19 protein-coding genes are annotated in these 25,813 nt (G+C 71.4%); 5 read left to right on the top strand and 14 right to left on the bottom strand.

Annotation, left to right across the window (positions count from 1 at the left end; translation table 11 throughout):
* Window positions 1-32 precede the first annotated feature (32 nt).
* From ABD169_RS03605 to ABD169_RS03590, 4 genes are all read right to left on the bottom strand, one after another.
* On the bottom strand, window positions 33-1,721 hold the full coding sequence (locus ABD169_RS03605; RefSeq protein WP_046454070.1) for an LpqB family beta-propeller domain-containing protein: 1,689 nt from the start codon (window positions 1,719-1,721) through the stop codon (window positions 33-35).
* Window positions 1,718-3,427 (bottom strand): MtrAB system histidine kinase MtrB, encoded by a 1,710-nt coding sequence (gene mtrB / locus ABD169_RS03600; protein ID WP_336653249.1) that lies wholly within the window; start codon window positions 3,425-3,427, stop codon window positions 1,718-1,720. The genes ABD169_RS03605 and mtrB overlap by 4 nt, the downstream gene beginning before the upstream one ends.
* Window positions 3,428-3,436: 9 nt before the next feature.
* Window positions 3,437-4,120: an MtrAB system response regulator MtrA gene (gene mtrA, locus ABD169_RS03595; RefSeq protein WP_046454071.1), complete on the bottom strand. Its 684-nt coding sequence runs from the start codon at window positions 4,118-4,120 to the stop codon at window positions 3,437-3,439.
* Window positions 4,121-4,228: 108 nt separating this feature from the next.
* Window positions 4,229-4,696, bottom strand: coding sequence for a hypothetical protein (locus ABD169_RS03590; protein WP_046454072.1), 468 nt, complete (start codon window positions 4,694-4,696; stop codon window positions 4,229-4,231).
* A 50-nt stretch (window positions 4,697-4,746) separates the two neighbouring features.
* Here ABD169_RS03590 and ABD169_RS03585 point away from each other — a divergent pair, with 50 nt between their 5' ends.
* Window positions 4,747-5,046 carry a DUF3499 family protein gene (locus tag ABD169_RS03585; protein WP_344029416.1) on the top strand — a complete coding sequence of 100 codons (300 nt, stop codon included), beginning with the start codon at window positions 4,747-4,749 and terminating at the stop codon, window positions 5,044-5,046.
* Here ABD169_RS03585 and ABD169_RS03580 read toward each other — a convergent pair.
* From ABD169_RS03580 to manA, 4 genes are all read right to left on the bottom strand, one after another.
* A complete protein-coding gene (locus ABD169_RS03580) occupies window positions 5,036-6,436 on the bottom strand; it encodes a DUF5719 family protein (protein WP_046454074.1) in 1,401 nt (466 codons plus the stop codon). The two genes, ABD169_RS03585 and ABD169_RS03580, sit on opposite strands and share 11 nt — an antisense overlap.
* Window positions 6,433-9,516, bottom strand: a complete 3,084-nt coding sequence (locus ABD169_RS03575; protein WP_344029414.1) for a glycosyltransferase — start codon at window positions 9,514-9,516, stop codon at window positions 6,433-6,435. The genes ABD169_RS03580 and ABD169_RS03575 overlap by 4 nt, the downstream gene beginning before the upstream one ends.
* Window positions 9,517-9,632: 116 nt before the next feature.
* A complete protein-coding gene (locus ABD169_RS03570; RefSeq protein WP_344029411.1) occupies window positions 9,633-9,944 on the bottom strand; it encodes a WhiB family transcriptional regulator in 312 nt (103 codons plus the stop codon).
* Between the two features lie 106 nt (window positions 9,945-10,050).
* On the bottom strand, window positions 10,051-11,370 hold the full coding sequence (manA, locus tag ABD169_RS03565) for a mannose-6-phosphate isomerase, class I (RefSeq protein WP_344029409.1): 1,320 nt from the start codon (window positions 11,368-11,370) through the stop codon (window positions 10,051-10,053).
* Between the two features lie 57 nt (window positions 11,371-11,427).
* Between manA and ABD169_RS03560 the strand changes: the two genes are divergently transcribed.
* The gene (locus ABD169_RS03560) at window positions 11,428-12,825 is read left to right on the top strand and encodes an O-antigen ligase family protein (protein WP_344029406.1); all 1,398 of its coding nucleotides are present in this window, start codon (window positions 11,428-11,430) and stop codon (window positions 12,823-12,825) included.
* Window positions 12,822-13,184, top strand: coding sequence for a hypothetical protein (locus ABD169_RS03555; RefSeq protein WP_344029402.1), 363 nt, complete (start codon window positions 12,822-12,824; stop codon window positions 13,182-13,184). Before ABD169_RS03560 ends, ABD169_RS03555 begins: the two co-directional genes overlap by 4 nt.
* Window positions 13,185-13,199: 15 nt before the next feature.
* On the opposite strand, the gene ABD169_RS03550 is transcribed toward ABD169_RS03555, so the two are convergent.
* Together ABD169_RS03550 and ABD169_RS03545 are read right to left on the bottom strand one after the other, a co-directional pair.
* Window positions 13,200-14,891: a glycosyltransferase family 2 protein gene (locus tag ABD169_RS03550; protein ID WP_344029399.1), complete on the bottom strand. Its 1,692-nt coding sequence runs from the start codon at window positions 14,889-14,891 to the stop codon at window positions 13,200-13,202.
* Window positions 14,892-14,907: 16 nt separating this feature from the next.
* The gene (locus ABD169_RS03545; RefSeq protein WP_344029396.1) at window positions 14,908-16,353 is read right to left on the bottom strand and encodes a glycosyltransferase family 2 protein; all 1,446 of its coding nucleotides are present in this window, start codon (window positions 16,351-16,353) and stop codon (window positions 14,908-14,910) included.
* Between the two features lie 152 nt (window positions 16,354-16,505).
* On the opposite strand from ABD169_RS03545, the gene ABD169_RS03540 reads away from it, so the two are divergent.
* Together ABD169_RS03540 and ABD169_RS03535 are read left to right on the top strand one after the other, a co-directional pair.
* Window positions 16,506-19,250, top strand: a complete 2,745-nt coding sequence (locus tag ABD169_RS03540; RefSeq protein ID WP_344029393.1) for a glycosyltransferase — start codon at window positions 16,506-16,508, stop codon at window positions 19,248-19,250.
* Window positions 19,251-19,457: 207 nt separating this feature from the next.
* Window positions 19,458-21,383 (top strand): glycosyltransferase, encoded by a 1,926-nt coding sequence (locus tag ABD169_RS03535; RefSeq protein WP_344029390.1) that lies wholly within the window; start codon window positions 19,458-19,460, stop codon window positions 21,381-21,383.
* A gap of 52 nt (window positions 21,384-21,435) precedes the next feature.
* Here ABD169_RS03535 and ABD169_RS03530 read toward each other — a convergent pair whose 3' ends face one another.
* The 4 genes from ABD169_RS03530 to glf all read right to left on the bottom strand — a co-directional run bounded on the left by ABD169_RS03530 (window position 21,436) and on the right by glf (window position 25,813).
* The gene (locus tag ABD169_RS03530; protein WP_046454081.1) at window positions 21,436-21,909 is read right to left on the bottom strand and encodes an Lrp/AsnC family transcriptional regulator; all 474 of its coding nucleotides are present in this window, start codon (window positions 21,907-21,909) and stop codon (window positions 21,436-21,438) included.
* A gap of 2 nt (window positions 21,910-21,911) precedes the next feature.
* A complete protein-coding gene (locus ABD169_RS03525) occupies window positions 21,912-23,348 on the bottom strand; it encodes an amino acid permease (RefSeq protein ID WP_344029386.1) in 1,437 nt (478 codons plus the stop codon).
* Complete coding sequence (hisC, locus tag ABD169_RS03520) at window positions 23,345-24,457, bottom strand: histidinol-phosphate transaminase (protein WP_344029384.1); 1,113 nt, start codon at window positions 24,455-24,457, stop codon at window positions 23,345-23,347. The genes ABD169_RS03525 and hisC overlap by 4 nt, the downstream gene beginning before the upstream one ends.
* 213 nt (window positions 24,458-24,670) lie before the next feature.
* Complete coding sequence (glf, locus tag ABD169_RS03515; RefSeq protein WP_344029381.1) at window positions 24,671-25,813, bottom strand: UDP-galactopyranose mutase; 1,143 nt, start codon at window positions 25,811-25,813, stop codon at window positions 24,671-24,673.

Genomic DNA, 25,813 nt, shown 5'->3' with positions numbered 1-25,813 from the left:
CACGCGGTGGAGGACGATCCCGTGGTCCGGCGTCACCCGACCTTCGCGAGCACCTGCACATCCTCGAACTGCGGCTGCCAACCGATCCCCTGGCCGGCGAAGAGACGCCCGTCCGCGTTGAGCACGCGCAGGAACGCCTTGCTGCCGCCACCGCTCAACCGGGTCGCCCCCGCGACTGACCCGGACTCGGCGGAGAACTGCCTCGGCGCACCGATGGTCACCTTCCCGGCCTCGCCGACCCGCGTGAGCACCGCGAAGTGCTGGGCGTCGCTCCAGTCCAGATCGAGGGGTGCACCGGTGGTCCACATCTGCTCGGGCCCCTGCGCGGTGATCGCGCTGGGCCGTCCGTGCGCGTCGCGCACGATCCCGCTGACCCGCACCGTGCTGCCGTCGCCGTCGGCCAGCAGCATCGCGAGCCGCACCCCGTCGGGCGAGACGCGGATCCCGACCGGACGCAGCCCCGCGGCCCAGGGCACGGCGAGGGTGATCGGGTCCTCGCCCGGCTTGACCGCGATGATCGACCCGCCGACCCCCTTCGCACTGCTCCAGACGTAGCCGAAACGGTCGATCGACGGGTCGAGCGGCTGCGAGCCGGACGTCGGGATCTCGATCTCCTGAGCGCCGTCCGTCCAGGTGAGCGTCCCGCCGGACCGCACCACCGCCGAGCTGCGGTCGACCGCGACGGTGACCCCGTCGGGACGCATCTCGACGATGCGCGAGCCGAGCTTCGGCAGCGCCTCCACCTTGCCCGCCAGCAGGCTGCCGAAGGTTCCGTGGGACAGCACGAGCGTGTTGCGCGGATCGGCGGTCGGGGTGCCCCCGTCGCTCCAGCCCACGGCGGAGCTCTCGATCAGCGAGCCGTTGATCGAGAGATCGAAGCGGTTCACCCCCTGCACCGACTGCAGGCTCGCCGCGAGCTGGCGGAGGATGAGCTGGCGGGCGCCGTGATCCGCGGAGGCGGCCTGACCCGTCAGGTCGATCTTCGCGGTGCCGTCGAGCACGGTGACCGAGTTCGAGACGAGGCCGGTGCCCTCCGGGAAGGCCGTGCGGATCGCCCCGCGCAGCTCCTCCGACGGACCGGCGAGCAGCGCGTTCACGACCTGGGTCGCCATGCCCGGACCGTTCAGGAACCACCGGGTCTCGGTGATGAGCCGGTCGTCGGGCGAGAGGAACGAGATATCGCGCGGCGCCCACACCGTCCGGAACACGTTGCGGTCGAGGATCACGCCCGCCGGAGCGGAGGCGATGCGCCACTGCCCGTCGACCTTGGCGAGCTCGAAGCGCACGTCGCTCGTGGCGCCCGGTCGCGCCGGCGTGAGCACGCCGAGCTCGTCGACGGTCGCGATGCCCGGCAACGAGAGCACGGCGACGTTGTCCTCCTCGGACCGGTAGGGCCGGGCGCCCTCGTAGACGAACACCCCCGTGGAGGGATCCCACTGGCTGGAGTACTCGGGCGTGAGGAACTCGCGCGCCACCCGGTAGTCATCCTGGCTCGAAGAGGCGGCGTTGACGAAGCCGATCACGACGTCCTTCTGGCTCGCGCCCTTCGCCGGTCCCGGCGGGGAGTAGGAGACCAGCTGATCGCCCTTCGTCAGGTCCGAGAGCCCGACGTTGACGGGCCCCGACTGGGGGATCGCGTTGCAGGCCGCGAGCAGCAGCGCGCTCGCGGCGATCGCCGCGACTCCGACCATGCGCCCGATGCTCCGGATCCGCCCCGTCATCGCCCCTCCTTCTTCACGCGCCGCTTCGGCCTGCGCAGCCAGCCCCCGGTGGCCTGGGGGTCGCCCGCGTCGGGCACGACGTCGTCGGGCACGAGCGGGATCGGCGACACGAAGCTCGCCGTCCCCTCGCGTCGCGGCAGGGTGAGCCGGAAGTTCGAGCCCTCGCCCGGCCGCGACCACGCCTCCAGCAGTCCGCCGTGCACCGCGGCGTCCTCCCGAGCGATCGCCAGCCCGAGGCCGGTTCCGCCGAGGGTGCGCTTGCGCGAGGGGTCCGCCCGCCAGAAGCGGTCGAACGCGTGCGCCACATCCTCGGTGTTCATGCCGATGCCCCAGTCGCGCACCGAGATCGCGACGGCGGCCGCGTTCGAGTCGATCGTGACCACGATCGCCTTCCGCTCGCCGTGCTCGATCGCATTGCCCACGAGGTTCGACACGATCCGTCGGATGCGCCGCGGGTCGACCTCGATCGGGCTGTAGCCGCCGATCGCGCGGACCTCGATGAGCCCGTGCGAGAGGGACTGCAGGCCGTCGACCACCTCGCGGGTGAGCGACACGAGATTGGTCGGCTCGGTCTCGATGGTGATGCGGCCGGCGTCGTAGCGCGAGATCTCGAGCAGGTCGCCGAGCAGCTGTTCGAAGCGCTCCACCTGGTTGCCCAGCACCTCGAGCGCGCGCTGCTGCGACCCCGTGAGCTCGGGACCGTCGGGCACCGCGGTCGGTGCCTGCAGCACCTCGCTGGCGAGCCGGATCGTGGTGAGCGGGGTACGGAGCTCGTGCGAGACGTCCGAGACGAAGCGCTGCTGCATCTCGGACACCTGGTCGAGCTCGTCGATGCGGGCCTGCAGCGTGTCGGCCATGTCGTTGAAGTTCGCCGACAGCTCGTCGAAGTGCTCGTCGTTCTGCAGCGGCATGCGCGCTCGGCTCTCGCCGGCGGCGAGGCGTCGGCTCACGTCGGCGGCGGCGCGGATCGGCCGGAACACGATGCGGGCGATGATCCAGACGAGCGCACCGATGAGCAGCATCAGGATCAGTGCGGTCAGGACGAGCGTCCGCTGGATGAACCCGAGCGTGCGCTGCGTATCGGCGAGGCTGTACCCGATGAAGAGGTCGTAGGTGCCCGTTCCCGACGGGAAGGTCAGCGTCGACGCGACCACGATGCCGGGTACCGGCTCCCCGCTCGCCGAGTGCAGGGTGACCGCCTGCCAGTACTGGGGCTGGTTGCGCGACATCACCGCGTCGGAGAGCTCCGCGGTGATCGCGTTGACGAGGTCGGGCGAGGTGTTGCTGTCGAGCGGGGCGTCCGCCAGGGGCGTCTGGTGCGGCTGCCGCCGGACGTAGATCATCTGGCTCGAGGTGGTGTCGCCCACCGTGGCGCGCACCGAGTTGGCCAGCGACGAGAGCGCGCTGCGGTCGGCGGCGTCGGATCCGTCGAGCTGGCTCTGCGCGGCGAGCGTCGCCCGCGCGGCGTCCTGCAGCACCTGATCGCGTCGCGACGAATAGAGGTCGTCGCCGATGCTCGCGAGGATGTAGGTGCCCGAGATCAGGATCATGACGCCCGTGATGAGACCCGTGTAGGTCATGGTGCGCAGGCGGAGCGACCGGCGCCAGCGGGCGCGGAACGGCCCGAGCACCGGCTGGCTCGCCCGGATCCAGCGGATGCGCGCGCGTCGCAGCCGCCGCCCGAGCGCTGTGCGTCCTCCCGCCATGTCGACCCGCTAGGCGTCGGAGATGCCGGCGCGGTACCCCACGCCGCGCACGGTGGTCACGATCGCGGGGCGATCGGGATCCTGCTCGATCTTGGCGCGCAGACGCTGCACGTGCACGTTGACCAGGCGCGTGTCCGCCTTGTACTGGTAGCCCCACACCTTCTCGAGCAGCACCTCGCGGGTGAACACCTGCTGGGGCTTGCGCGCCAGGATGACGAGGAGATCGAACTCGAGCGGGGTCAGCGGAATCACGGTCTCGCCGCGACGCACCTCGTGCGCGGCGACGTCGATGTCGAGGTCGCCGATGCGCAGTCGCTCGTTCGCCTCCTGCTGCGGTTCGCGCAGGCGGGCGCGGATGCGGGCGATCAGCTCCGCCGGGTTGAACGGCTTCACGACGTAATCGTCGGCCCCGGCCTCCAGACCGCGCACCACGTCGGTCGTGTCGGTGCGGGCCGTGAGCATGATGATGGGGACGCCGGACTCCGCACGGATCCGCGCGCACACCTCGATGCCGTCGATGCCGGGCAGCATGACGTCGAGGAGCACGAGGTCCGGTCGCGAGACGCGGAAGGCCTCGAGGGCCTCGGATCCGTCGGCGGAGTGGTCGGTGAGGAAGCCCTCTCCTTCGAGCACCATGCCGAGCATCTCAGCCAGCGACCTGTCGTCGTCAACCACCAGAATCCGCGCGCTCATGCACCCATTATGTCTGGTCGGCGATGCGGTTTCGCCGATATGTCCCGAGGAATCCGTGTCCGTGTCCGGAAACCGGGTCCACCGGGCCCCGCCCCGCGGTCGGCCCGCTCAGAAATGATCGAAGCGGCCGGGCAGCAGATCCCACGGATCCTGCCCCAGGTACTCGCACACCGCGAGATAGACGCAGCGCCCGACGAACAGCGCACGGTGCTCCTCGTCCTCGATATGCAGGCCCCGCGCGCGCTGGATCGGCATGCGGAACAGCACGATGGACCGGGCCCGCCGGTCGATCGCGTAGAACTGGGGATGCTCGCTCTCGCCCTGGCCGCTCGGAGCGGTGGCGTAGGCGAAGCGCACGCCGCGGAGCTCCTCGGGGAACGCGGCCTGCAGTACTTCGAGGGCGGCCCGCGCGTCGATCTCGAACCGGACGACCCGGGCATCGGGATCGGGCAGCGAGGGCCCGGTCAGGGAGGACCGGATGGGGCGGCGGCCGTGGCGATGCCTGCCGGCAGCGGAGCCCCGCACCGGGACCGGCTGGGAAGGCCGCTCCCGGCCGGATCGTGAGCGCCCGAACATGCCGCCAGTCTAGGCCACCGTTCGGAGCCTCGGCACCTACGCTGGAGGCGATGAGTAGCGCAGCTCCCCGCGAAGAGACCCCCGACTCGAACGCCGACGACGGCAGCCCGTCGCGCGCGCCCGGCCCCGGCGACCGGCTCTGCGCCCGCGTCGCCTGCGGAGCGCCCGCGGTCGCGACGCTGACGGCGGACTACGGCGGCAGCGTGATGGCCGTGGGCCCGCTCAGCCCCGAGCGCACCCCGCCTGCACTCGATCTCTGCCCGAAGCACCGGGACCGCCTCACCCCGCCCGCGGGCTGGACGCTCGTGCGCCACGACCCCGGACGAGAGCCGCAGGAGTTCAGTCAGTGAAGACCGTGATCGTGCGCGCCCGCACCTCGGCGGGCATGATCGGGTAGCCCGCGATCCCCGAGCCCTTCACCACGCGGACCCCGGCGGATACCGGCTGATCGCTGACCAGCTGCGCGTTCTTCGGCGCCCGGGCGATCACCGAGGCTCCGGCGGGGACCGATACCGTCGAGGTCTGCTTGCCGTCGCCCTGGTCGAGCGTCACCGTGGCCGTCGAATCGCCGTCGTTCGCGATGACGAGCTGCCCGTCGGCGACGATCGGGACCGCGACCGGGGTTCCGGCAGCGATCTCGGGGGCGGGCGCGAACCAGCCGCCGTCCGAGAATCCGCCCGCCGATGCGGTGCCGAGCACCCCGCCGACCACCGGAACGTCCGAGGTGACGACCACCGCGGTCGCGTCCGCCGGCCACTTGGCGACCTTCAGCTGCCCGAGCGCGCCGGCCTTCAGCTTGACCGTCCCGAGCTCGACCGCTCCGCCCTTGGGGCGAAGCGCGCGGACGGTCGCGGTCCCGCCGTCGCGCCCGGGGGCGAGGACGCGCACGACCATGCCGGAGGAGTCCCCCGCGCTGCCGCCGTCGCCGTCGCCGTGCATGTCCTCGCCCGAGATGTTCGTCGGCCCCGGGATCACGAGCCGGGTGCTCGGCGCGAGCTGCCGGGTCTCGATATCGGCGACCTTGGGCGAGAGCTGCTCGGTCTGGGAGAGACCGAGCGCCGCGGTGACCGAGGCGCCGGTGCTCTCCACCCGGACCGCGAGGCCGTCCCGGCCGGGCGCGAAGCCGTTGAGGGCCACCGTGCGCTCGGCGCCGGCGGGCACCAGCACGCCCACCGTCTGCGACGAGGCGACCTCGCCCGCGGTGTCGAACAGGCTGAACTTGACGGTGGCGGGAACCGTGTTCGGGTTGCCGACGGTGACCGTCGAACTCGAACCGAGCGCCGTCGACCCGCCGACGAGCCACTGCTCGTTGGCCGGTTCGACGCACGCGGTCGCGGTGAGGCCGCGCAGCGTGGCGGTGTCGAGCGTTTGGGTCTGGGCCGCTCCCAGCGGGTTCGTGCCCGAGGCGCGCAACACCATCGGAGCCGTGCCGCCGGGCACGTCGCGCTTCAGCTCGGACTTCTCGTCCGTCGAGCCGACCTGCGTCACGGCCGCGGTGCCGGTCGGGACCGCGGCGTCGGGGGTCTGCGGATTCGCGCCGAGCTCGGCGAACGATCCCGCGCACACGATCGAGCGCACGGCGTCCGCCTGCGTGCTCGCGGTGACCGAGAGCGGAGCGTTCCGCACGGTCGGGAGCGACGCGGAGGTGACGAGCACGGTACCCGCTGCCGCCGCGCCGAGCACGATCAGGCCGGTCGCCGCGCGGAGTCCGCCGCGCAGGGCGCGCTGGGCGTTGTTCATCGCTTCTGCTCCTCGGGTCCGTCTTCGTGTTCCGCGGCCGGATCCGCGTCGACCGCCGCAGCGGGCGCGGGATCAGGATCGGCCGAGGGCTCGGCCTCCGGATCAGGAGTCGGCTCGGCCGCGGGGGCCGATTCCGCTGCGGCTCCCGGCTCGGCCGTGGGCTCCGGTTCCGGCGCGGAAGCCGGCTCCGGCTGCGCCGGCGGCTGGACCTCGGACGGCACCTCGGCAGCGCGATCCGGAACCGCCGCGGGCTCCGGAGCGCTCGCCTCGGACGTCGCTGCGAGGTTCGGCCCGGTCGCAGGATCGTCCCCGCGGCGGCGCTTGGGCTTCTTGCGGCGCTCGGGGCGATCGACCACCTCACCGGTCGGCAGGGCGAGCAGCAGCATCGCGAGCAGCACGATCGCCTGCGCCCACCAGATGGTGGTCGCGCTCAGCGAGGTGCCGGTGAGCTTGCCGTCGGAGTGCGAACCGCCGCCGTCCGAGGCGGCCTGCCCCTCGACCCGCCAGAGCAGTCCGTGCGCCGTCTGCCCCGCGCTCGAGAGCGTGGTCTGCTGGTCGAACGCCGACTGCAGCAGCCCGCGCTCGCCGTCGTCGCCGCCCGCGGCGAGCAGCACGAAGCCGATGCGCTCCTTCGCGAAATCGCCGCGCAGGTCGGGGCCGCCCGTACTGGCGAGCCCGCCGACGAGACGTCCGACGACCCGGTCCTCGGCGGTCAGGCTCGGAGCGCGCTCCGAGGTGCGGATCTGGTCGAGCCGCACACCGGTTCCGGTGACGAGCTCGGCTCGGACCTCCTGGGGTCCGGTCGCGGTGAGCACGAGCGTGCGGATCTCGGGGTCGGCGGCACCCGCGGCCTGCACGATGGCCGGCATCTGCGCGTCGGCCGAACGGAGTCCGGTCTGGTCGGTCACGAGGCGGACGGCGAGCGGGGCGACCGCCAGCAGCGCGGCGACGAGCGCGACGGCGACGAGCGGACCGGCGACGCGACGCAGCACGCTGCAGCCCACCGCGGCGAGCCCCAGCACCGAGAGCCAGTAGAGGGCGATCCCGGATCCGGTCCAGAGCGCCACGCTCGCGGGCCCCTCGATCAGCAGGTGCAGCTGCGCCGCACCGATCGCGGTGACGAAGCCCAGGCCCCCGGCCAGCGCGAGCAGCAGCGTGACCGCGATGCGTCCGGTGAGGAGTCCCAGCACGGCGAGCAGCGCGATCGGGGCGAGCAGCACGCCGACGAGCAGGGTCGCCGGTGCCCCACCGAGCCCCATCGCGTCGAAGATGCCCGACCAGCCTTCGAGGCCGAAGGCCGGGAAGCCGAGCATGAGGTGCCAGGTGTTGCCCGGCTGGTAGGCCGGGGTGATCCCGGGATCGAGCAGCAGGTCGATCGGGCGACCGGCAGCGAAGGCCGCGATCGCCTTCGGCGCGAAGAGCACGAGCGGCGCGATCGCGGTCGAGAGGACTCGGGCGATCCCGCGCAGCGAGGTGCAGAGTCCGACGATCAGCAGCAGCACCGCCGCGGGGATGAGCACGGGCGCGCAGGCGAGCACCACCGCGGCCAGGAGCGAGGCGGTCCCGGCCCAGCTCCACGACTCGCGGCAGCGGGAGGCCGCGAGCAGCAGCCAGGGCAGCGCCACCGCGAGGATCAGCGTCGGCAGACGGCCCGAGGAGAGGGATCCGAGCAGCACGGGGCTGAGCGCCCAACCGAGGCCGAGGAGGACGCGTCCCGCGCGGGACTCGGTGAGCTGCGCACCCCAGATCCAGCCGCCCAGCGCCGAGAGCGGGATCGCGGCGATGAACACGAGCACGACGATGTGCGAGGGGTTCCAGAAGGTCAGGCTGCCGAGCACGGCGAGCACCCAGGCGAAGGGATCGGCAGGCACGCCGTCGTGCATGAAGGTGTTCCGCCAGAGCTCGCCGACGGGGCTGAGCGGGGCGAGCGCACCGCCGACCAGGCTGGTGCGGCTGAGCGCCCACCAGCAGAGCGCGACGGCCGCGACCATCGAGACGATGAGCACGGTCAGCCCGCCGCTCGAGACGAAGTGCAGCTCGCGGCGCTGGCGTCCCTGGGAGGCGAGGATCGCCTCGCGGTCGATCATGCGAGCGGTGCGCACCGCCTTCGGGTCGACGCGGAGCGGTCGCACCGCGGCCCAGCCCGCGCTGCTCGCCGCGCGGATCCTGCGCCGCGAGGCCAGGATCGCGCCCGGGCGGAAGAAGACGGTGAAGGCCGCGGCGAACTCGCCGAGCATCTGACCGGGCTGCTCGCGGATCAGCGCCCAGAACACACGGGCGACACCGAGCAGCGGGAGTCCGAGCCACATGACGAAGGCGAGGAATCCGGGCGCGTAGGCGATCCGCCGGTGCAGGTGCGCGGTGCGCGCCTGCCGGTGCGCCGTGCGCATGACGGAACGGCGGCGGTCGATCCGGGGACCCGCGACACCGCTCTGGGCGAATCGGATCCGGGACTCGGGCGACACCACGACGCGGTACCCCGCGAGGCGGGCGCGCACGCTGAAGTCGAGTCCGTCGTCGAAGACGGGCAGCGCCGGGTCGAAACCGCCGAGCTCGGCCCACGCGTCGCGTCGCGCCAGCATGCCGACGGGCCCGACGCCCAGCACGTCCTGCAGGTGGTCGTACTGCTGCTGATCGAGTTCCTGCCGCCGGAGCATCCAGCGGGACCCGCTGCGGGTGAGGCTCTGCCCGAGCTCGATGATGCGTTCGGGGTGATCCCAGTCGACGAGCTTGGGGCCCGCGATGGCGACCGAGGGTGCGCGCTGCACCGTCGAGAGCACCCGCTCGAGCGCGGCCGGCTCGGGGGCGGAGTCCTCGCTGAGCAGCCAGAACCATTCGTCGTCGCCCGCGGGCTCCGGCAGCGTGTCGATCGCGCGCTGCACGGCCTGGCCGAAGGACAGCTGGCCGGTGGTGGTCACGACCCGCTCGGGCCCGGCGGAGGCGAGCTGGCCGGCGACGCGCTCGGACCCTCCGTTGCTGACCGCGATGACGCGGTCGGGTCGGCGCGTCTGCGCGGCGAGCCCCGCAATGGTCTGGTCAAGCCATTCGCCGCCCTGCCGGGCGACCAGGATGGCGGTCACTCTGGTGCGCATATCGGAATCAGCCTAGGCGGGCTCGGGGCCCGCGACGATCCGCCATGCCGGTGAGCGGCGAGCTCACAGGGAGGAGCGACCGGATCCGGCGTCGAGCGCGGGAGCTAGATGGCTTCGCGGCGGAGGCGGCGACGCTCGCGCTCGGAGAGCCCGCCCCAGATGCCGAAGCGCTCGTCGTTGGCGAGCGCGTAGTCGAGGCACTCGGAACGGACTTCGCAGCTCTCGCAGATGCGCTTGGCCTCGCGGGTCGATCCGCCCTTCTCGGGGAAGAACGCTTCGGGGTCGGTCTGCGCGCAGAGCGCATCCGCCTGCCAGGCGAGGGTTTCGTCCTCGGCGGGGCGGACGCCGGGAACCCCGAGGAATACGGGGTCGACGAACCAGTTGCCCGGAACCGAGGTGGGGGAGGTATCAGACATCTGTGCTTCTCTCCCTTCCCGAAAACCGTCGCGTCAACCGACGCCTCGAATCATTACACCGGTGTAATTCGATGAAGTCAAGCCGAAGAGTCTAAACCCTCAAGTGTTACTTGAGGGTCTGCGACACGCTCGCGCCGCGTCCCGCCCAGCCGCGCCCGACCGTCGCCAGGAACACCTCGCCGGTCCCCGTCAGCTCGATCGGGTCGCCCGCCGAGACGTACAGGGACTGCCCCCTGCGCAGGTTCGCCACCTCCGCGAGATCCGCCTCCGGGCGCTCCACACGGGCCCGCCCCTCGGTCGCGATCAGCACGAGCGGGAACGGCGCCTCGATCACGGCGCGATCCGTCGCGTCCCCGACGGGCAGCCCCGGCTCCTCGGGTTCGCGCAGCCGCACCCGCATCAGCCGGAAGTCCGGAATGTCGGGCTCCCACGACCGCACGCCCGGAGCCGGGCTCCCCGCGACGCAGCGCGGCTCGTCCAGCTCGCCGAGATCGACGATGCGGGTGAGCTCCGCGATATCGACATGCTTCTGCGTGAGCCCCGCGCGCAGCACGTTGTCGGACGCCGCCATGACCTCGACCGCGATCCCGCTCAGGTAGGCGTGCAGCTGGCCGGCACCGAGGTAGATCGCCTCGCCCGGGGCGAGGCGCACCAGGTGGAGCAGCACCGAGACCAGCACGCCCGGGTCGCCGGCGTGCGCGGCGACGAGGCCGCGCAGCGCGGCGAGACGATGGGCATCGATCCCCTCGAGCGGCGCGGAGCTGCCGCGCACGACATCGGCGAGCGCCTGTCCGGCCGAGTCCACCTCGGGCGCTCCGCTGAACGCCCAGGCGAAGAACTCGGCACGGCGACGGGCGCTCGCGGCGACGGGATCCTCCTCGCCGAGCGCCGTGCACTGCTCGGCGAGCCCGGCGAGCGCGCGGCCCGCGGCGGTGCCGGATCCCCCGGCCGCGGCGGCGAGCGCGCGGAAGTCGTCGCGGGCATCGGCGAGCGGGCGGAACCCGCTGAGCGCGCTCACCTCGCCCAGCGCGACGAGCAGCTCGGGCTTGTGCCCGGGGTCGCCGTAGTTGCGCTCGCGGGCGTCCAGCGGGATCCCCGCGGCCTCCTCGGCGGCGTACCCGGCGGCGGCCTGCGCCGCGTCGGGGTGCACCTGCAGGGAGAGCGGCGCGCCGATGGCGAGCACTTTGAGCAGGAACGGGAGGCGGTCGCCGTCGACGCCGTAGCGCTCGGGGTCGCTCGCGATCAGATCGATGAGCGTGTGCGCGATGGGAGTCGCCTTGGCGACGGAGGCCGGGCTGCCCGGGTGCGCGCCGAGCCAGAGCTCGGCCTGCGGCTCACCGGTCGGCGGCGTCCCCAGCAGCTCCGGCAACGCGTCCCGGGAGCCCCACGCGTAGTTGCGCGGGGTGTTCCGGATGAAGATCAGCACGTGCGTCGCCTCCGACGAATAGGGTCCTGACAGCGGGCATGGCTTACCATACCGTCTGTGGCAGAGACGAAGACCAGGCTCGGGGTGAGCGCTCACGCGATCGCCGTCTTCCTCTTCACCTTCGGCGGGAACGCGGTGCGGAACCTCGTCGGGATCCCCGCGTACTTCGCGATCGCCGGGGTGATCGTGGCGGTCAGCGTCGTGCTGTTCGTCCGGCTGCGCCCGGCGGACTTCCGCTGGTACCGTCTGCCCGCTCCGCTCTACTGGTTCCTGGGCGTCGCGCTGCTCTCGATCGCGTGGTCGCAGTACACCGCCTGGTCGGCGATCGGCGTCGCCGTGCAGTTCGCGACCACCGCCGTCGCGGTGGTCCTGGCCTTCGTCCTCAGCTGGCACGAGCTGCTGCGCACCCTCGCGTCGGCGTTCCGCTGGCTGATCGGGCTCTCGATCCTGTTCGAGCTGTGGGTGTCGATCTTCGTGCGGCACCCGGTGGTGCCCTGGTGGATCGAGCCCGGCCCCGACGGCAAGTTCTCGAAGCTCACCTGGTGGAGCCGCGACCTGCTGTTCTCGGGCGGCCCGATCCAGGGGCTGCTCGGCAGCTCGGTGCTGTTCGGGTTCCTCGCGCTGCTCGCCCTCATCGCCTTCGGGATCCAGCTCCGCGCGGGCCTCGTGCGTCCCGTCGCCGGCTGGTTCTGGGTCGTTCTCGCGTTCCTCTGCATCGTGCTCACCCGGAGCGCGACGGTGTGGGTCGCCTTCATCGCGGTCGCCGCCGCGCTCGCCTTCGCCCTCTGGGCCCGCCGCCGCGGCCCCGAGGGCCGCATCCCCGTCTACCTCACGGGCCTCGCCCTCGCCCTCGCCGGGGTGCTCTCGGTCGTGTTCGCCCGCGACACGGTCTTCGGCCTGTTCGGCAAGAGCTCGGATCTCACGGGGCGCATCGAGATCTGGCAGAAGGTCATCGAGCACGGATCGCAGCACCCCTGGGTCGGGTGGGGCTGGGTCAGCTACTGGCCCACGTGGATCGAGCCGTTCGCGAGCCTCGACACGAAGGTCGGGCTGCCCGTGCCGAGCGCGCACAACGCCTGGCTCGACGTCTGGTTCCAGCTCGGCCTGCTCGGCGTGCTCGTGTTCGCGCCGCTCGTCGTGCTCACCCTGCTCCGCACCTGGTTCCGCGCCGTCGATCAGCCGCGCCGCGGCCCCGGTGCCGCGCTCCCCTACGCGACCAGCGCGCTCTGGCCCTTCCTGATGATGATCGCCCTGCTCGTGCAGTCCCTCACCGAGAGCCGGATCCTCGTCGAGAACGGCTGGCTGCTGCTCGTGATCCTCGCGGTCAAATCCCGCGTCGACTTCCGTCTGCCGTCACCCGATACCGAGCCTGCGATGCTGCCCTGGCGACGCGTCCCGATCCCGCGGGAGACCCCGGGCGCGACCGCGTTGCGGCCGGATCGGGCCTCGCGATGATGCCTGTGCAGGAGCGCCTGCCGGCGCTCCGCGAGGACGCGCGGATCGAACGCGAAACGCTGCTCGAGATGCGCGGCAGGCACGGCGAGGATCCGCTCGACTCGCTTTCGGAGGTGCCGAGCGTCGACGCGTTCGTGGTGCGCGCGGTACGCGACGAGATGCTCGAGGAGCAGGGGCGCCTCCCCGAGTTCGCGCTGGCGCGCCTCGCGTCACGCGGGTCCGGCCCGGACGCCGCCATCCACCGGCGCAATGCCGACCGCGTCGAGTTCGCGCTGCTGCGTCAGATCGCGGAGATCTGCCCCGACCTCACCGTCGCGATCTGGGAGCGCGTTTCTGCTCTGGATCTCTCCGAGGAGTAGCCGCGCGGCGGACCGTCAGCCCGATGTGCGGCGCACGACGCGATCGCGCAGCGCGCCCAGCGCGCGTCGCCCGGCGCGGAGGATCCAGTGCCGCCTTCTGCGCACCACGATGCTCCCCGCCGCAGCCTCGTAGCGCACCGCGTCCTTCGGGCGGTACACCGGTTCGCTCGCTTCGCACCGCATCGAGATCGAGATCGAGATCGCTGCGCTCCCGTCGGAACCGCGGAACGCGGGCAGCAGCGCTTCCCGCAACGGCAGGTCGGCGATAGGAGCGCTCGCGGTCCAGGCCCATCCCCCATCGGCCGACTGGCGCCAGACGGTCGAGAGGACGAGCTCGGGCAGCCCCGATCGTTCCATCCGATGCAGCAGCGGTTCGATCAGGTCCGGGCCGAGCGCGCTTCGACCGAGGAGCACCAGCTCCCTGCCGCGCTGCTCGATCTCGAGCAGTCGGACGTCCGCACGCGCGCGGAACCGGAGGAGCTGCGCGGTGCGGTCCGGCGCTCCGTCGCCGCTCGCCTCGGGGAGTCGAGCGAGCGCAGCCGTACCGAGCACCTCCCGGATCCCGCGGATCACCCGCTGCCACTCAGCGGGGGCGTCGGCGGCGGACGGCATGACCAGCAGGGGGCGCAGAGCGCCCAGCAGCCGGGCCGCGGAGCGGTCCCCGAGCCGGCCTCCGGGTGCGAGGTATTCGAGCACCGCGGCCCAGTCGCGGAGGGCCGCCGCGTCCGGATCGCTCCGTTCCCCCCGCAACGCGCGGACCAGCGTGCGGCCCGCCGCGAAGTCCCCGTCGGCGGCCAGCCGCACCGCGGTCGTCCGGAGAGGATCCGCGTGCGCGGATGGGGCGGCCGTCGCTTCGAGCAGGTCCTGCAGCGCGTCCCGGATCGCTCCGTCCGCTTCGGCCGGGCCGGTCCAGCCCGCCAAGTAGTCCCGGACCCCGTCGAGCGCATCCCGCTCGTACACCAGTTCCGCGTAGACGTCGGAGATCCCGGGGTCGCCCGCCGCTCCGACGAGGTTCGCGCACTCCAGCTCACGACGGAGGGTCGCGACCACGTCGCCACGGGAGTCCCCCGCCCGCGTCCGGTCCAGATAGACGACATCGGGCACGAGGTCGACGGCACCCGCACGCAGCAGCGCCTCGGACATCGGCAGGATGTCGTCCGCGGCTCCGGAATCCGGGAACCGGATCCCCTCCGCCTCCCACCACTCCCGCACGAACATCGCGTTCCCGCTGCGCCGGCTGAGGAGCAGCGTCGGCTCTTCGGCCGCGCACGAGCGACGCAGGGTCTCGGAGTAGGCGTCGATACCGTCCGTCGGCCGCCGCGTATCCGTCGGCCCGAAGCCGAGGTAGTCTCCGAGCGCGAGATCCGAACCGGTCTCGTCGAGGCTCGCAAGCAGCGCCGAGTAAGCCCCGTCGGGCACCAGCCCGTCGGGATCGCAGAAGATCAGACGCCTGCCCCTGGCCCGTGCCGCGCCGGTGTTCCGCGCGGAGCCGACCCCGCGGCCGTCCGAGTCGAGCAGGAGCACCCGGTCGTCCTCCGCGTACCTCCTGACGATCTCACGCGTCCCGTCGGTCGAACCGTCGTCGACGACGAGCACTTCGAGGCGTTCGACCCCCTGTTCGAGCACGCTGTCGAGCGTCTCGACCAGCCAGGGAGCGGAGTTCCGTGTCGGAATGACGACCGAGAGCTCGACGGCGCCGGTCCTCATCGAGCTCGGTCCGCCATCATGCGTCGCGCTCTCGTCCCAGTGCTTTCCTGGCCGCCCGCACGACCGGCGCGGGCAGCTTCCGCGAGGCCCGCTGCGTGGACCGGGCGGCTTCCCGTCCGACCTTCTTCATCGCGCGATCGCCGATCCCCACCGCAGCCTTGGCATCGCGCAGGGCGTGCTGGATCATGCGCTCCGGAGCGGACGGCCAGTACGGAGCGCTGTCGATCCGGTCCCGGATCTCAAGCGCCCCTGCCGAAGGACTGGTCGCGAGGATGTGCCGCTCCCTGCGGCTCAGGGTCCGCGTCGGTACATGCGCACGGGCGAAAGCCCTGGCTTCCCGCAGCGCGGACTCGAGCGCGGCGTCGTCGAGCATGCTGTGACGGCGCAGCGGGGAGAGCAGCGAGATGCGGAGAGCCTCGACCGCTGCGTCGGACCGCGACAGGCCCGAGCTCCGCAGGTGGCGCATCACCGACGCCGCATCGTGCCGGACGCCTTCCTCTGCGAGCTCCTCCACCGAGGCGATCGCCGCGGCGGCCGCCCAGCGCTCAGCCTCGGCGAGCGCGTACACGGCTCGCCGAACCGGCGAGAGAGCGCGTTTCCCGGCCGGCAGCGTGCGCAGGATGAACTGCCGCATGGCCGCCCTCGGGGCGTCGTACGCGGGGTCGCTCACGTTCGCCGGATCGAGCAGGGGGCCGATGTGCGCCCACACGTCGTGGTTCAGCATGTGCTCCGAGTACCGCGCGAACACGTGCGGATCCTGGAGCGCGGTCACCGAGGCGAGGCAGCCCAGCTCCTGCTCGAAGTGGGCCAGGATCGACTCCGGCGCGTTCTTCCGCGCCGTCATCGAGGATCCACCGGCGCGGCGCCGGTACATGTACACGGTCTCCGGGATCACGTCGAAGGCGAAGGCGCAGTACGCGTCGGTCATCGCCTGGATATCGTTCGACCTCGGCGAATCGGCGAATCGGATCCCCGCCGCGTTCCAGGAGTCGCGCAGGAACACCCGGTTCCAGCAGACCCGGTCCCTCAGGAACACCGGTTCGTCCGCGATCACGACGCCCTCGCGGGTCCTGCCGTAGCGCGGGAACCACTGATTCCGGTCGTTGAGCGTGGTCGGCGAGAAGATCACGTAGTTCGCGACCACCATCTCGGCGCCGGTGCGCCGTGCCTGCGCCACGAGCGCCTCGTAGGCCCGCTCCGGGACGAGATCGTCCCCGTCGGCGAAGGCGAGGTAGCGACCCCGGGCGAGCGTCACGCCGTAGTTCCGTGCGGTACCGCCGCCCGAAGCGGGACTCGCGGTGACGATGAGCCTCGGATCGTCGAATCCGGCGAGGATCTCGAGGGTGTCGTCATCCGATCCGTCATCGACCACGATGAGTTCGAGCGAGGTCATCGTCTGCGTGAGCACCGAGGTGACGGCCTCCGAGATCCATGCGCCGACGTTCCGGGCAGGCATCACCACCGAGAGCTCCGGTGCGGATTCCAGGGACGTCGCCGCAATCGACACGGATACCTCGCTCTCCTCGACAGCCGACGGAATCCGGCTGCCCAAACTGTCCACAGACTAGACTAATGGCTTCGTATCCACCGTCCTCCGTAGGGAGCCCAAGCACGATGCACGCCGGAGAACTCCCCCCTCCTTCAGTCGCCATCATCATCCCGGTCTACAACGTGGAGCGTTGGCTGCCCGACTGCCTGGACTCGATCCAGCAGCAGGACTACCCCGACTGGCGAGGCGTCATCGTGATCGATGGATCGCCGGACGGCTCCGAAGCGATCGCGCGCCGGTACGCCGAGACGGATGATCGCTTCACGCTCGTGAGCGTCCCGAACGGCGGCCTGGGCTCCGCACGCAACGTCGGCCTCGAGCACAGCCGGAGCGACTACGTCTTCTTCGTCGACTCGGACGACACCGTCCCGGAGGGCACCATCTCGGCGCTGGTGGAAGTGGCGGAGCGCACCCAGTCCCCCGTCGTGTCCGGCTACGCGGAGGATTTCGGCGAGACCTGGATCCCCTCGCGCTACTGGACGCAGCGCGGCCCGCTCTACTGGGGGCGCGAAGTCACCTCCTCCGTCGCGGAGAGCCCCGCCCTGCTCGACGACCACGTCGTCTGGAACAAGCTGTACCGCCGCTCCTTCCTCGACGAGCACGACCTCCGTTTCCCCGCCAGGGTGCACTGCGAGGACATGGTGTTCTCCGCACGCGCGGCGATGCTCGCCCCGAGCGTCACGGTGAAACCCCGCCTCGTCTACCGGCATCGGCGTCACGATCAGGCGATCTCCGCGTCCTACACGCGATCCAGAACCTTCGCCGACTGGCTGGGCCAGTCGACCATCACGATCGAGGCGATCCGCGAGTCCGCGCCCGCCGCCGCGCTGCGGCACTATCTGGTGCGGTTCGTCAAGACCCAGTGGTGGACCCGCGCCAGAGGGATCCACGAGGTGCAGGATCGCGAACTGCTCGATGGGATGCGGACGCTCTCGGTGCTGATCAGCACCGCTCTCGACCCCGCGGGCCGGAAGCAGCTCGGTGCCTGGCACGCCGCGTGCCTCGAGATGTTCGCCGATGGCGACCCGACGCTCCTGGCGGCGGTCGACGACCGGCTCCCCGACGGTTCCCTCGCCGACGACGCGGGACGGACCGTCGCGGAAGCCGAGGCGATCCTCGAGCTCGCGGATCGGCTGTCGGAGGCCGGCGGCGCCTCCCGCCGGTTCGCCGACGCCCTGGTGGTCGGACGGGTGCTCCAGGCCGTCGCCGACGGCTCCCTGCCGAGCGACTCGGAGATCGCCCGTCGCGCGGCCGATGCGTCCGAGCGGACCTCGGACGAGTATCTGGGCGCGATCGTGGGGCCGGAGGGCGATCATGCGGACCGCGTGCAGCGGTTCCTCCTGGCTCACGGCCGGATGTCCTCGCTCATCCACGGGGTCCGCCGCGAGCGGCGCGGGATCGTGCTCCGGGGAACCCTCACACCGACCATCGGGGTCCGACGCGCGGACCGCATCACCGCGATCATCTCGCCGGCAGGCGAAGGAGGACGCGCCTTCGTCCCGGTGACCTGGACCGTCCTCAGCGACGAGCAGGAGTGGCGCTGGCAGGCGGCCATCCCGGTGTCGGAGATCACCGCGGACATGCCCTACTCCATCGTGCTGAAGGCCGAGGAGCGCGGCGAGCAGCGGGGCCGGAGCACCGCCCAGTCGGTTGCCGACGGGCTCGACCACCTGGTGCGGGATCGGACGAGCATCGTCTTCCGCCGATCGCTGCTCAGGTCGAACGCGCAGGCGCGCCACCTCTCGACCTTCCCCGCCTGGCAGGACAACCCGTACGTGGTGGCGCTGCAGCTCGAACTCTTCGCGCGACGCTTCGTCATGACCGGCACGAGCGATCTCGAGGTCTTCGTCGACGAGCTCTCGAGCCCGTTCCGGTCCGGCGTCGTGCACGTGCAGTGGCCGAGCGTGATCACGGACCAGGCGGTCTCCGAGAACGATGCCGAACGTCGCGTCGACGCGTTCCTGAACGCGCTGAGGACGGCGAAGATCCTCGGCCGCCCCATCGTGTGGACCGTGCACAACGTGCTTCCGCACGACACCGAGTACGTCGCGCAGGCCGTTCGCCTGCATCGCGAGCTCGCGGACATCGCCGACGTCATCCACGTGCTCAACTCCCGCACCGTGCAGGTCGCGGCGCCGCACTACCGGATCGACGAGGAGAAGGTCGTCACGATCCCCCACGCGAGCTACGACGGCGTGTACGGGCCGCCGCTCGCTCCCGCGGAAGCCCGCGCGAGGATCGGTGCCGCGGCGGACACCACAACGGTGCTGTTCTTCGGCCAGCTCCGCCCATACAAGGGGCTCGACCGGCTCGTCGACGCCATGGCGTCGCTCTCCGGCCGCAGGAACGACCTCGAGCTGCTGCTGGCGGGGAAGCCGTTCCCCGGTCTCGATGAGGTGCTCTCGGCGCTCGACGCCACGGAGCTGCGGAGCACGAGGTCGATCGGATTCGTCCCCGATGAGGTCGTTCCCGAATGGTTCTCCGCTGCCGACTTGCTGGTGCTCCCCCACCTGAAGGTGCTCAACTCGGGGACGCTGTATCTCGGCGCGACGTTCGGCACCCCGACGATCCTGCCCGACGAGGAGCACCTCCGGGCCGACTTCGGCGATCAGCAGTGGATCCGGTTCTTCGACCCCGAGAACGCCGAGGACTCGATCGCCGCGCTGATCGACGACGACTGGTACCGGTCTCCCGAGGTCCGCCGCGCAGCCAGGGAATTCGCCCGCGCGAACCCCCCGATCATGATGTCCCGTCGATTCGCTCACGTGGTGGAAGCGCTGCACGAGGGACGGGCGATCCCGCGAGGCTGAGCGCACCGCCGTCACCGGCGCCCGGCCCCCGGGCGGACCGGTGCCGGCGGGAGCCCGCCCCGGGATTCCGGGATCGACGCGGCGTTCCGCCGTCCCGCGCTGTGCGAACAGCCCGTTCATCCGCGCAGGGTACGATGCGAAGCGTCAGACCGCCCGCGCACAACGCCGCGCTGATGGACGCACTCCGAAAGGCCACGTACCCCGCCGATGCCCACCACCCTGCAGCACATCGTCTTCCCCGAGAACCGGGATCCCGACGTCCTCCCGCTCTACACGGACCCGGAGACCTGGTCCTCGATCGACGGAGAACCGGTGCGGTTGAGCTCGGTCGCGCACATCGACGATGTGCTGTCACGCGACAGCGCACGCGTGCGCAGCGGCCAGCGCGTGTCCTACGGCACCTACTTCAACGCGTTCCCCGCCGCCTACTGGCAGCGGTGGACCGTGGTCGACTCCGTGGCGCTCACGCTGCGCGTGCGGGGCGCCGGCACCGCGATCGTCTACCGCACCAATGCGGGCGGCGCGCAGCAGCGGGTCGACTCCCGCGAGTTCGCCAGCGCCGAGAGCACCGGGGCCGGCTCCGACCTCGAGCTGCGTTTCGAGCTGCCGCTCAACAACTTCGGCGACGGCGGCTGGTACTGGTTCGATCTGATCGCCGGAGAATCCGACGTGACGCTCGTCGGCGGCGATTGGAGCACCGACGCGGAGTCCACGTCGACCGGCCGCCTGAGCCTCGGCATGACCACCTACAACAAGCCCGACTACTGCGTCGCGACGCTCGAGAACATCGCGGGCAACCCGGCGCTCGTCGACGCGATCGACCGCATCTTCCTCGTCGACCAGGGCACGCGCAAGGTACGCGACGAGGCCGGCTTCGACGCGGTCGCGGCCCGCCTCGGCGAGACGCTGAACGTGATCGAGCAGGGCAACCTCGGCGGGTCGGGCGGGTTCTCGCGCGCCATGGCCGAGACGCTCGACCGCCCCGATTCCGACTTCCTGCTGCTGCTCGACGACGACGTGGAGTTCGAGACCGAGAGCGCGCTTCGCGCCCTGCAGTTCGGGCGCTTCAGCCGGGAACCCACCATCGTCGGCGGGCACATGTTCGATCTGCTCGACAAGCCCGTGCTGCACGCCTGGGCCGAGGTCGTGCGCCCGGGCCCCTTCATGTGGGGGCCGTCGTTCCCCGAGCAGAGCCGGCACGATTTCCGCGCGAGCAACCTGCGGCAGACCCCGTGGATGCACGCGCGCCTCGACTCGGACTACAACGGCTGGTGGATGTGCCTGATCCCGAAGCGGGTGATCGCCGAGGTCGGGCTGTCCCTGCCCGTGTTCATCAAGTGGGACGACGCCGAATACGGTCTGCGCGCCCGCGAGCACGGTTTCCGCACCGTCTCGTTGCCCGGTGTGGCGCTCTGGCACGTGTCGTGGCTCGACAAGGACGACACGCAGGACTGGCAGGCGTTCTTCCACACCCGGAACCGCATCATCGCGGGCCTGCTGCACTCGCGCGAACCGCGCGGCGGTCTCATGCTCCAGAACAGCGGCCGGCAGGACCTCAAGAAGCTGCTCAACATGCAGTACTACGCCGTGCAGCTCGCGGTCGACGCGCTGCGTTCGGTGCTCGACGGGCCGAACGGCCTGCACGCCGACATCGGCAGGGCGATGCCGCGAGCGCGCAGCATCGCGGCGGAGTTCCCCGAGACCCGCGTCTACCGCTCGGGTGATCCCGAGACCCCCGTCGCGCGCGGCGGGCGCGCACTGCCGCAGCTCGGCGAGAGCAGATCCCCCGCGGGCCTCCGTCTGGCGCTCTTCACGCTGAAGGCGACGCCGAAGCACTGGCTCCGGAACGGTGACGAGCGCAACGCGCCCGAGCCGGAGCTCGAGTACGCGAAGCGCGACGCGAACTGGTGGCGCGTGCCCGGGCACCACAGCGTCGTCGTCGGCACCGCCGACGGCGCGGGCAAGGCCTGGTACCGGCACGATCGCGCCAAGTTCCGCCGGCTGCTCAAGGAGAGCCGTGCGCTCACCCGCGAGATCTCGCGCAACTGGGATCGGCTCGCGGCCGAGTACCGTGCCGCGCTGCCCGAGCTCGTCTCGGTCGAGGAGTGGCGCAAGACCTTCGAGGGGCGCTAGCGGCGACACGCAGGAGCGGGGCCGCGACCGATTCGGTCGCGGCCCCGCTGCGTCACGCCCCGGCGGTGTGCTCCACGAGCGGGAGCACGCGGCTCGAGAAGTGCGTGCGCAGCGCGATCGACGACGCGGTGCGCGCGACACCGGGCACGAGCGCGATCCGATCGAGCACGCTCTGCAGCTGATCCGCGTCGTGCGCGACCACGCGCAGCTGCATGTCGGCGATGCCGGTGACCGTGTGCATGTCGACGATCTCGGGGATCGCACGGGCGAGCGCCGTCGCGACCTTGTCGTGCCCGACCTTCTGATCGATCTCGACCTGGCAGAACGCGGTCAGCGCGTACCCCAGACCGCGCGGATCGATCCGCGGGACGATCCCCTCGATCACTCCGTGCTCGTGCAGCCGGGCCAACCGGCTGATCACGGTGCCCCGGGCCACGCCGAGCCGCCGCGCGCATTCCAGCACGGGCAGCTGCGGCGAGTCGGTGAGCAGCCGGATCAGGGCCGCGTCGAGCTCGTCGATCCGCATCGTCACTCCTTCGTCGTCGGCGTCCCCGGTTCGACCCCGATCCCGCCCGCCTCGCGCCGGACCACCCCGGGCCGGGACAGGCCTCGGGTGAGCCGCGCGACGAGCAGCAGGGCCAGGGTGAGGCCGAGCGTCAGCAGCAGCTGCGTCCGCGCCCCCTCGTTGAACATCGCGAGCACGATGATACCGGCGAGCAGAACGAGCGCGGCCCCCGAGAGCCAGGGGAAGCCCCACATCCGCATCGGCAGCGCCTCGCCCGCGGCGTCGGCCCGACGGCGCAGGATCAGCTGCGCCAGCGCGGTCGCCGCCCACATCACGAGCAGCGTGGATCCGACCACGTTGAGCAGTGCGGGCAGCACCTGCTCCGGCCAGATCCAGTTGAGGATCACGGTGACGAAGCCGAAGGCGACCGACGCGAGCACCGCGAACCGCGGCACCCCGCGCTCGCTCGTGCGCATGAGGACGAACGGAGCGAGCCCGCGCTCGCTGAGCGAGAAGATCATGCGCGAGGCGCCGTAGATGTTCGCGTTCATCGCCGACAGCAGGGCGACGATCACGATGAGATCCATCACGAGGCCCACACCCGGGATCCGGAGGGTGTCGAGCACGGCCGAGAAGGGCCCCGCGAGCACGGAGGCGTCGTTCCAGGGCAGCACTGCGACGATCACGAAGATCGATCCCACGTAGAACACCAGGATCCGGACCATGACCTCGCGCACGATCCGGCGGATGTTGCGGGCCGGGTTGTCGGACTCGGCCGCGGCGATCGCGACGACCTCGGTGCCGCCGAAGGCGAAGACGACGATGAGCAGCGCGCCCGCGATACCGGTGATCCCGGTGGGCGCGAACCCGCCGTGGTCGACGAGGTTGCCCACGCCCGCGGCCGGGGTGCCGGGGATCAGCCCGACGATGGCGAGCACACCGACGACGAGGAACGCGATGATCGCGGCCACCTTGATCGTCGCGAACCAGAACTCGAATCGCCCGTAGTTGCGCACCCCGAGCAGGTTGACCGCGGTCAGCGCGACCACGAACACCAGCACCCAGACCCAGTCGGGCAGTCCGGGGAAGCGGTGCGCGACGATGCCCGCGGCACCCGTCGCCTCGGCCGCGATCACGACGACGAGCTGGATCCAGTACAGCCAGCCGACGGCGCTGCCGACGCTGCGTCCCATCGCCTTCTGCGCGTAGGAGCTGAACGCGCCGGAGCTCGGGTTGGCCGCGACCATCTCGGCGAGCATCGCCATGACGAGCACGACGAGGGTGCCGGCGACGAGGTAGGAGACGATGACGGCGGGGCCGGCGATGCCGATCGCCTGCCCGGAGCCGACGAAGAGGCCGGCTCCGATGGCGCCGCCGAGGCCCATCATCGAGATCTGCCGGCGGGTGAGCCCGGGCTGCAGGCCCTTCGTCGTGGTCGTGATGGTGGGCACCTCGGTCATGCGAGCACCCCCTCGGCGGCGAGGCGACCCGCGGCCGGGCCGTCGGTCGCAGCGGCGAGCGCCGCGGCGACGCGGTCGGCGTCCTCGGCGTTCCCCGACGAGATCCGCACGCCCTCCCCCGCGAACGCGCGAGCGACGACTCCGCCGGCGTGCAGCAGCTCGTCGAGCTCCGCGGTGCGGTCGCCGGCGGGCACCCACACGAAGTTGGCCTCCGAGGCCACCGCGGGCCAGCCCGCGGCGAGCAGGGCGTCGCGCATGCGATCGCGCTCGGCGACGACCTCGTCGATCCGGATCGCGAGCTCCGCCTCGGCGTCGAGCGAGGCGACGGCAGCGGCCTGCGCCAGATCGGTCACGCCGAACGGCACCGCGACCTTGCGCTGCGCGTCGGCGATCTCGGCCGGGGCGATGGCGTACCCGATGCGCAGGCCGGCGAGCCCGTAGGCCTTCGAGAAGGTGTGCAGCACCGCGACGTGCGGGTAGCGCCGGTGCAGTTCGAGGCCGGCGCCGCGGTCGGGCCCGTCGAAGTACTCCGAACGGTCGAAGTGCACGTAGGCCTCGTCGATCACGACGAGCACGTCGCGGGGCACTGCGTCGACGAAGCGCTCGAGCTCCGCGGCCCCGACGACGGTCCCGGTCGGGTTGTTCGGGTTGCAGACGAAGACGAGCCTGGTGCGCGGCGTGATCGCGGCGAGCATGGCGTCGAGGTCGTGCCGGTGGTCGGCGTCGAGCGGCACCTCGACGGGCGTCGCGCCGGCGATCCGGACGAGCGAGGGGTACGCCTCGAACGAGCGCCACGCGAACATCACCTCGTCGCCCGCGCCCGCGACCGCTCCGATGAGCTGGGCGGCGAGCTCGACCGATCCGGCACCGACCGTCACGAGCGCCGGGTCCACCCCGTACCGCTCGGCGAGCCGGCCGATCACCTCGGGGGCGCTCATGCGCGGGTAGCGGTGGATGGATCCGAGCTGCTGCTGCACGGCCGTGACGACCGAGGGCAGCGGCGGATGCGGGGATTCGTTCGAGGAGAGCTTCGATGCACCGGCCGGAGCCGGTCGGCCCTGCCGGTAGGCGGGGACCGCGTCGAGGTCGGATCGGGTGGGAAGAGTCATCGTCTGTGCGTCCTTGCGTGAGGTGTCGTCTTCGACAGTGCCGCAACTGTACTGAGCCGAAGCGCTGCTGGACAAATGGTTCATAGATCGCTGGTCAACACGTCCAACTCTGCGCCCGGGAGCCGCCTTCGGCTGGGCAGGATGATCAGCCGAAACGCACGAGCGCCCGCAACCGATCGGTTGCGGGCGCTCGTGTCGCTGCGACGCTCGGGATCAGAGCATCCCGGCGACCTTGTTGCTGAACACCGACAGCGCCGAGCCGATGGCCATGTGCATGTCGAGGTACTGGTAGGTGCCGAGGCGTCCGCCGAAGACCACGCCGTTCTGCTGCTCGGCGAGCTCGCGGTACTTGAGCAGGCGCTCGCGGTCGGCGGGCGTGTTCACCGGGTAGTAGGGCTCGTCGTCGCGGTTCGCGAAGCGCGAGTACTCGCGCATGATGACGGTCTTGTCGGTCGGGTAGTCGCGCTCCGGATGGAAGTGGCGGAACTCGTGGATGCGCGTGTAGGGCACATCGGATCCGGCGTAGTTCATGACGCTGGTGCCCTGGAAGTCGCCCACCTCGAGCACCTCCTGCTCGAAGTCGAGCGTGCGCCAGCCGAGCTCGCCCTCGGCGTAGTCGAAGTAGCGGTCGACGGGGCCCGTGTAGACGATGGGCACCTGACCGACCATGGCTTTCTTGTTGAGCGGCTGCGACTCGTCGAAGAAGTCGGTGTTCAGCCGCACCTCGATGTTGGGGTGGTCGGCCATGCGCTCGAGCCACGCGGTGTAGCCGTCGGTCGGCAGACCCTCGTGGGTGTCGTTGAAGTAGCGGTTGTCGTAGGTGTAGCGCACTGGGAGGCGGCTGATCACCTCGGCGGGCAGCTCGGTGGTGGGCGTCTGCCACTGCTTCGCGGTGTAGTCGCGGATGAACGCCTCGTAGAGGGGGCGTCCGATGAGCGAGATGCCCTTCTCCTCGAGGTTCTTGGCGCTCTTGGTGTCGAACTCGCCCGCCTGCTCGGCGATGACCTCGCGCGCCTCGCCCGGGCCGTAGGCCGAGCGGAAGAACTGGTTGATGGTGCCGAGATTGATGGGGAGGGGGTACACCTCGCCCTGGTAGTTCGAGTAGACCTTGTGCACGTAGTTCGTGAAGGTGGTGAAGCGGTTCACGTACTCCCACACCGTCTCGTTGGAGGTGTGGAAGAGGTGGGCGCCGTACCGGTGCACCTCGATGCCCGTCTCGGGCTCCGCCTCCGAGTAGGCGTTGCCGCCGATGTGGGAACGCCGGTCGATGACGACGACCTTCTTCCCGAGTTCGTTCGCGGCGCGTTCCGCGATGGTGAGGCCGAAGAAACCGGAACCGACTACCAGGAGATCCAT

It is taken from the genome of Leucobacter iarius, from assembly GCF_039530105.1.
Lineage (GTDB): Bacteria > Actinomycetota > Actinomycetes > Actinomycetales > Microbacteriaceae > Leucobacter > Leucobacter iarius.
Note: the sequence above shows the minus strand (reverse complement) of the source record. Positions and strands in the feature narration are given on the sequence as shown.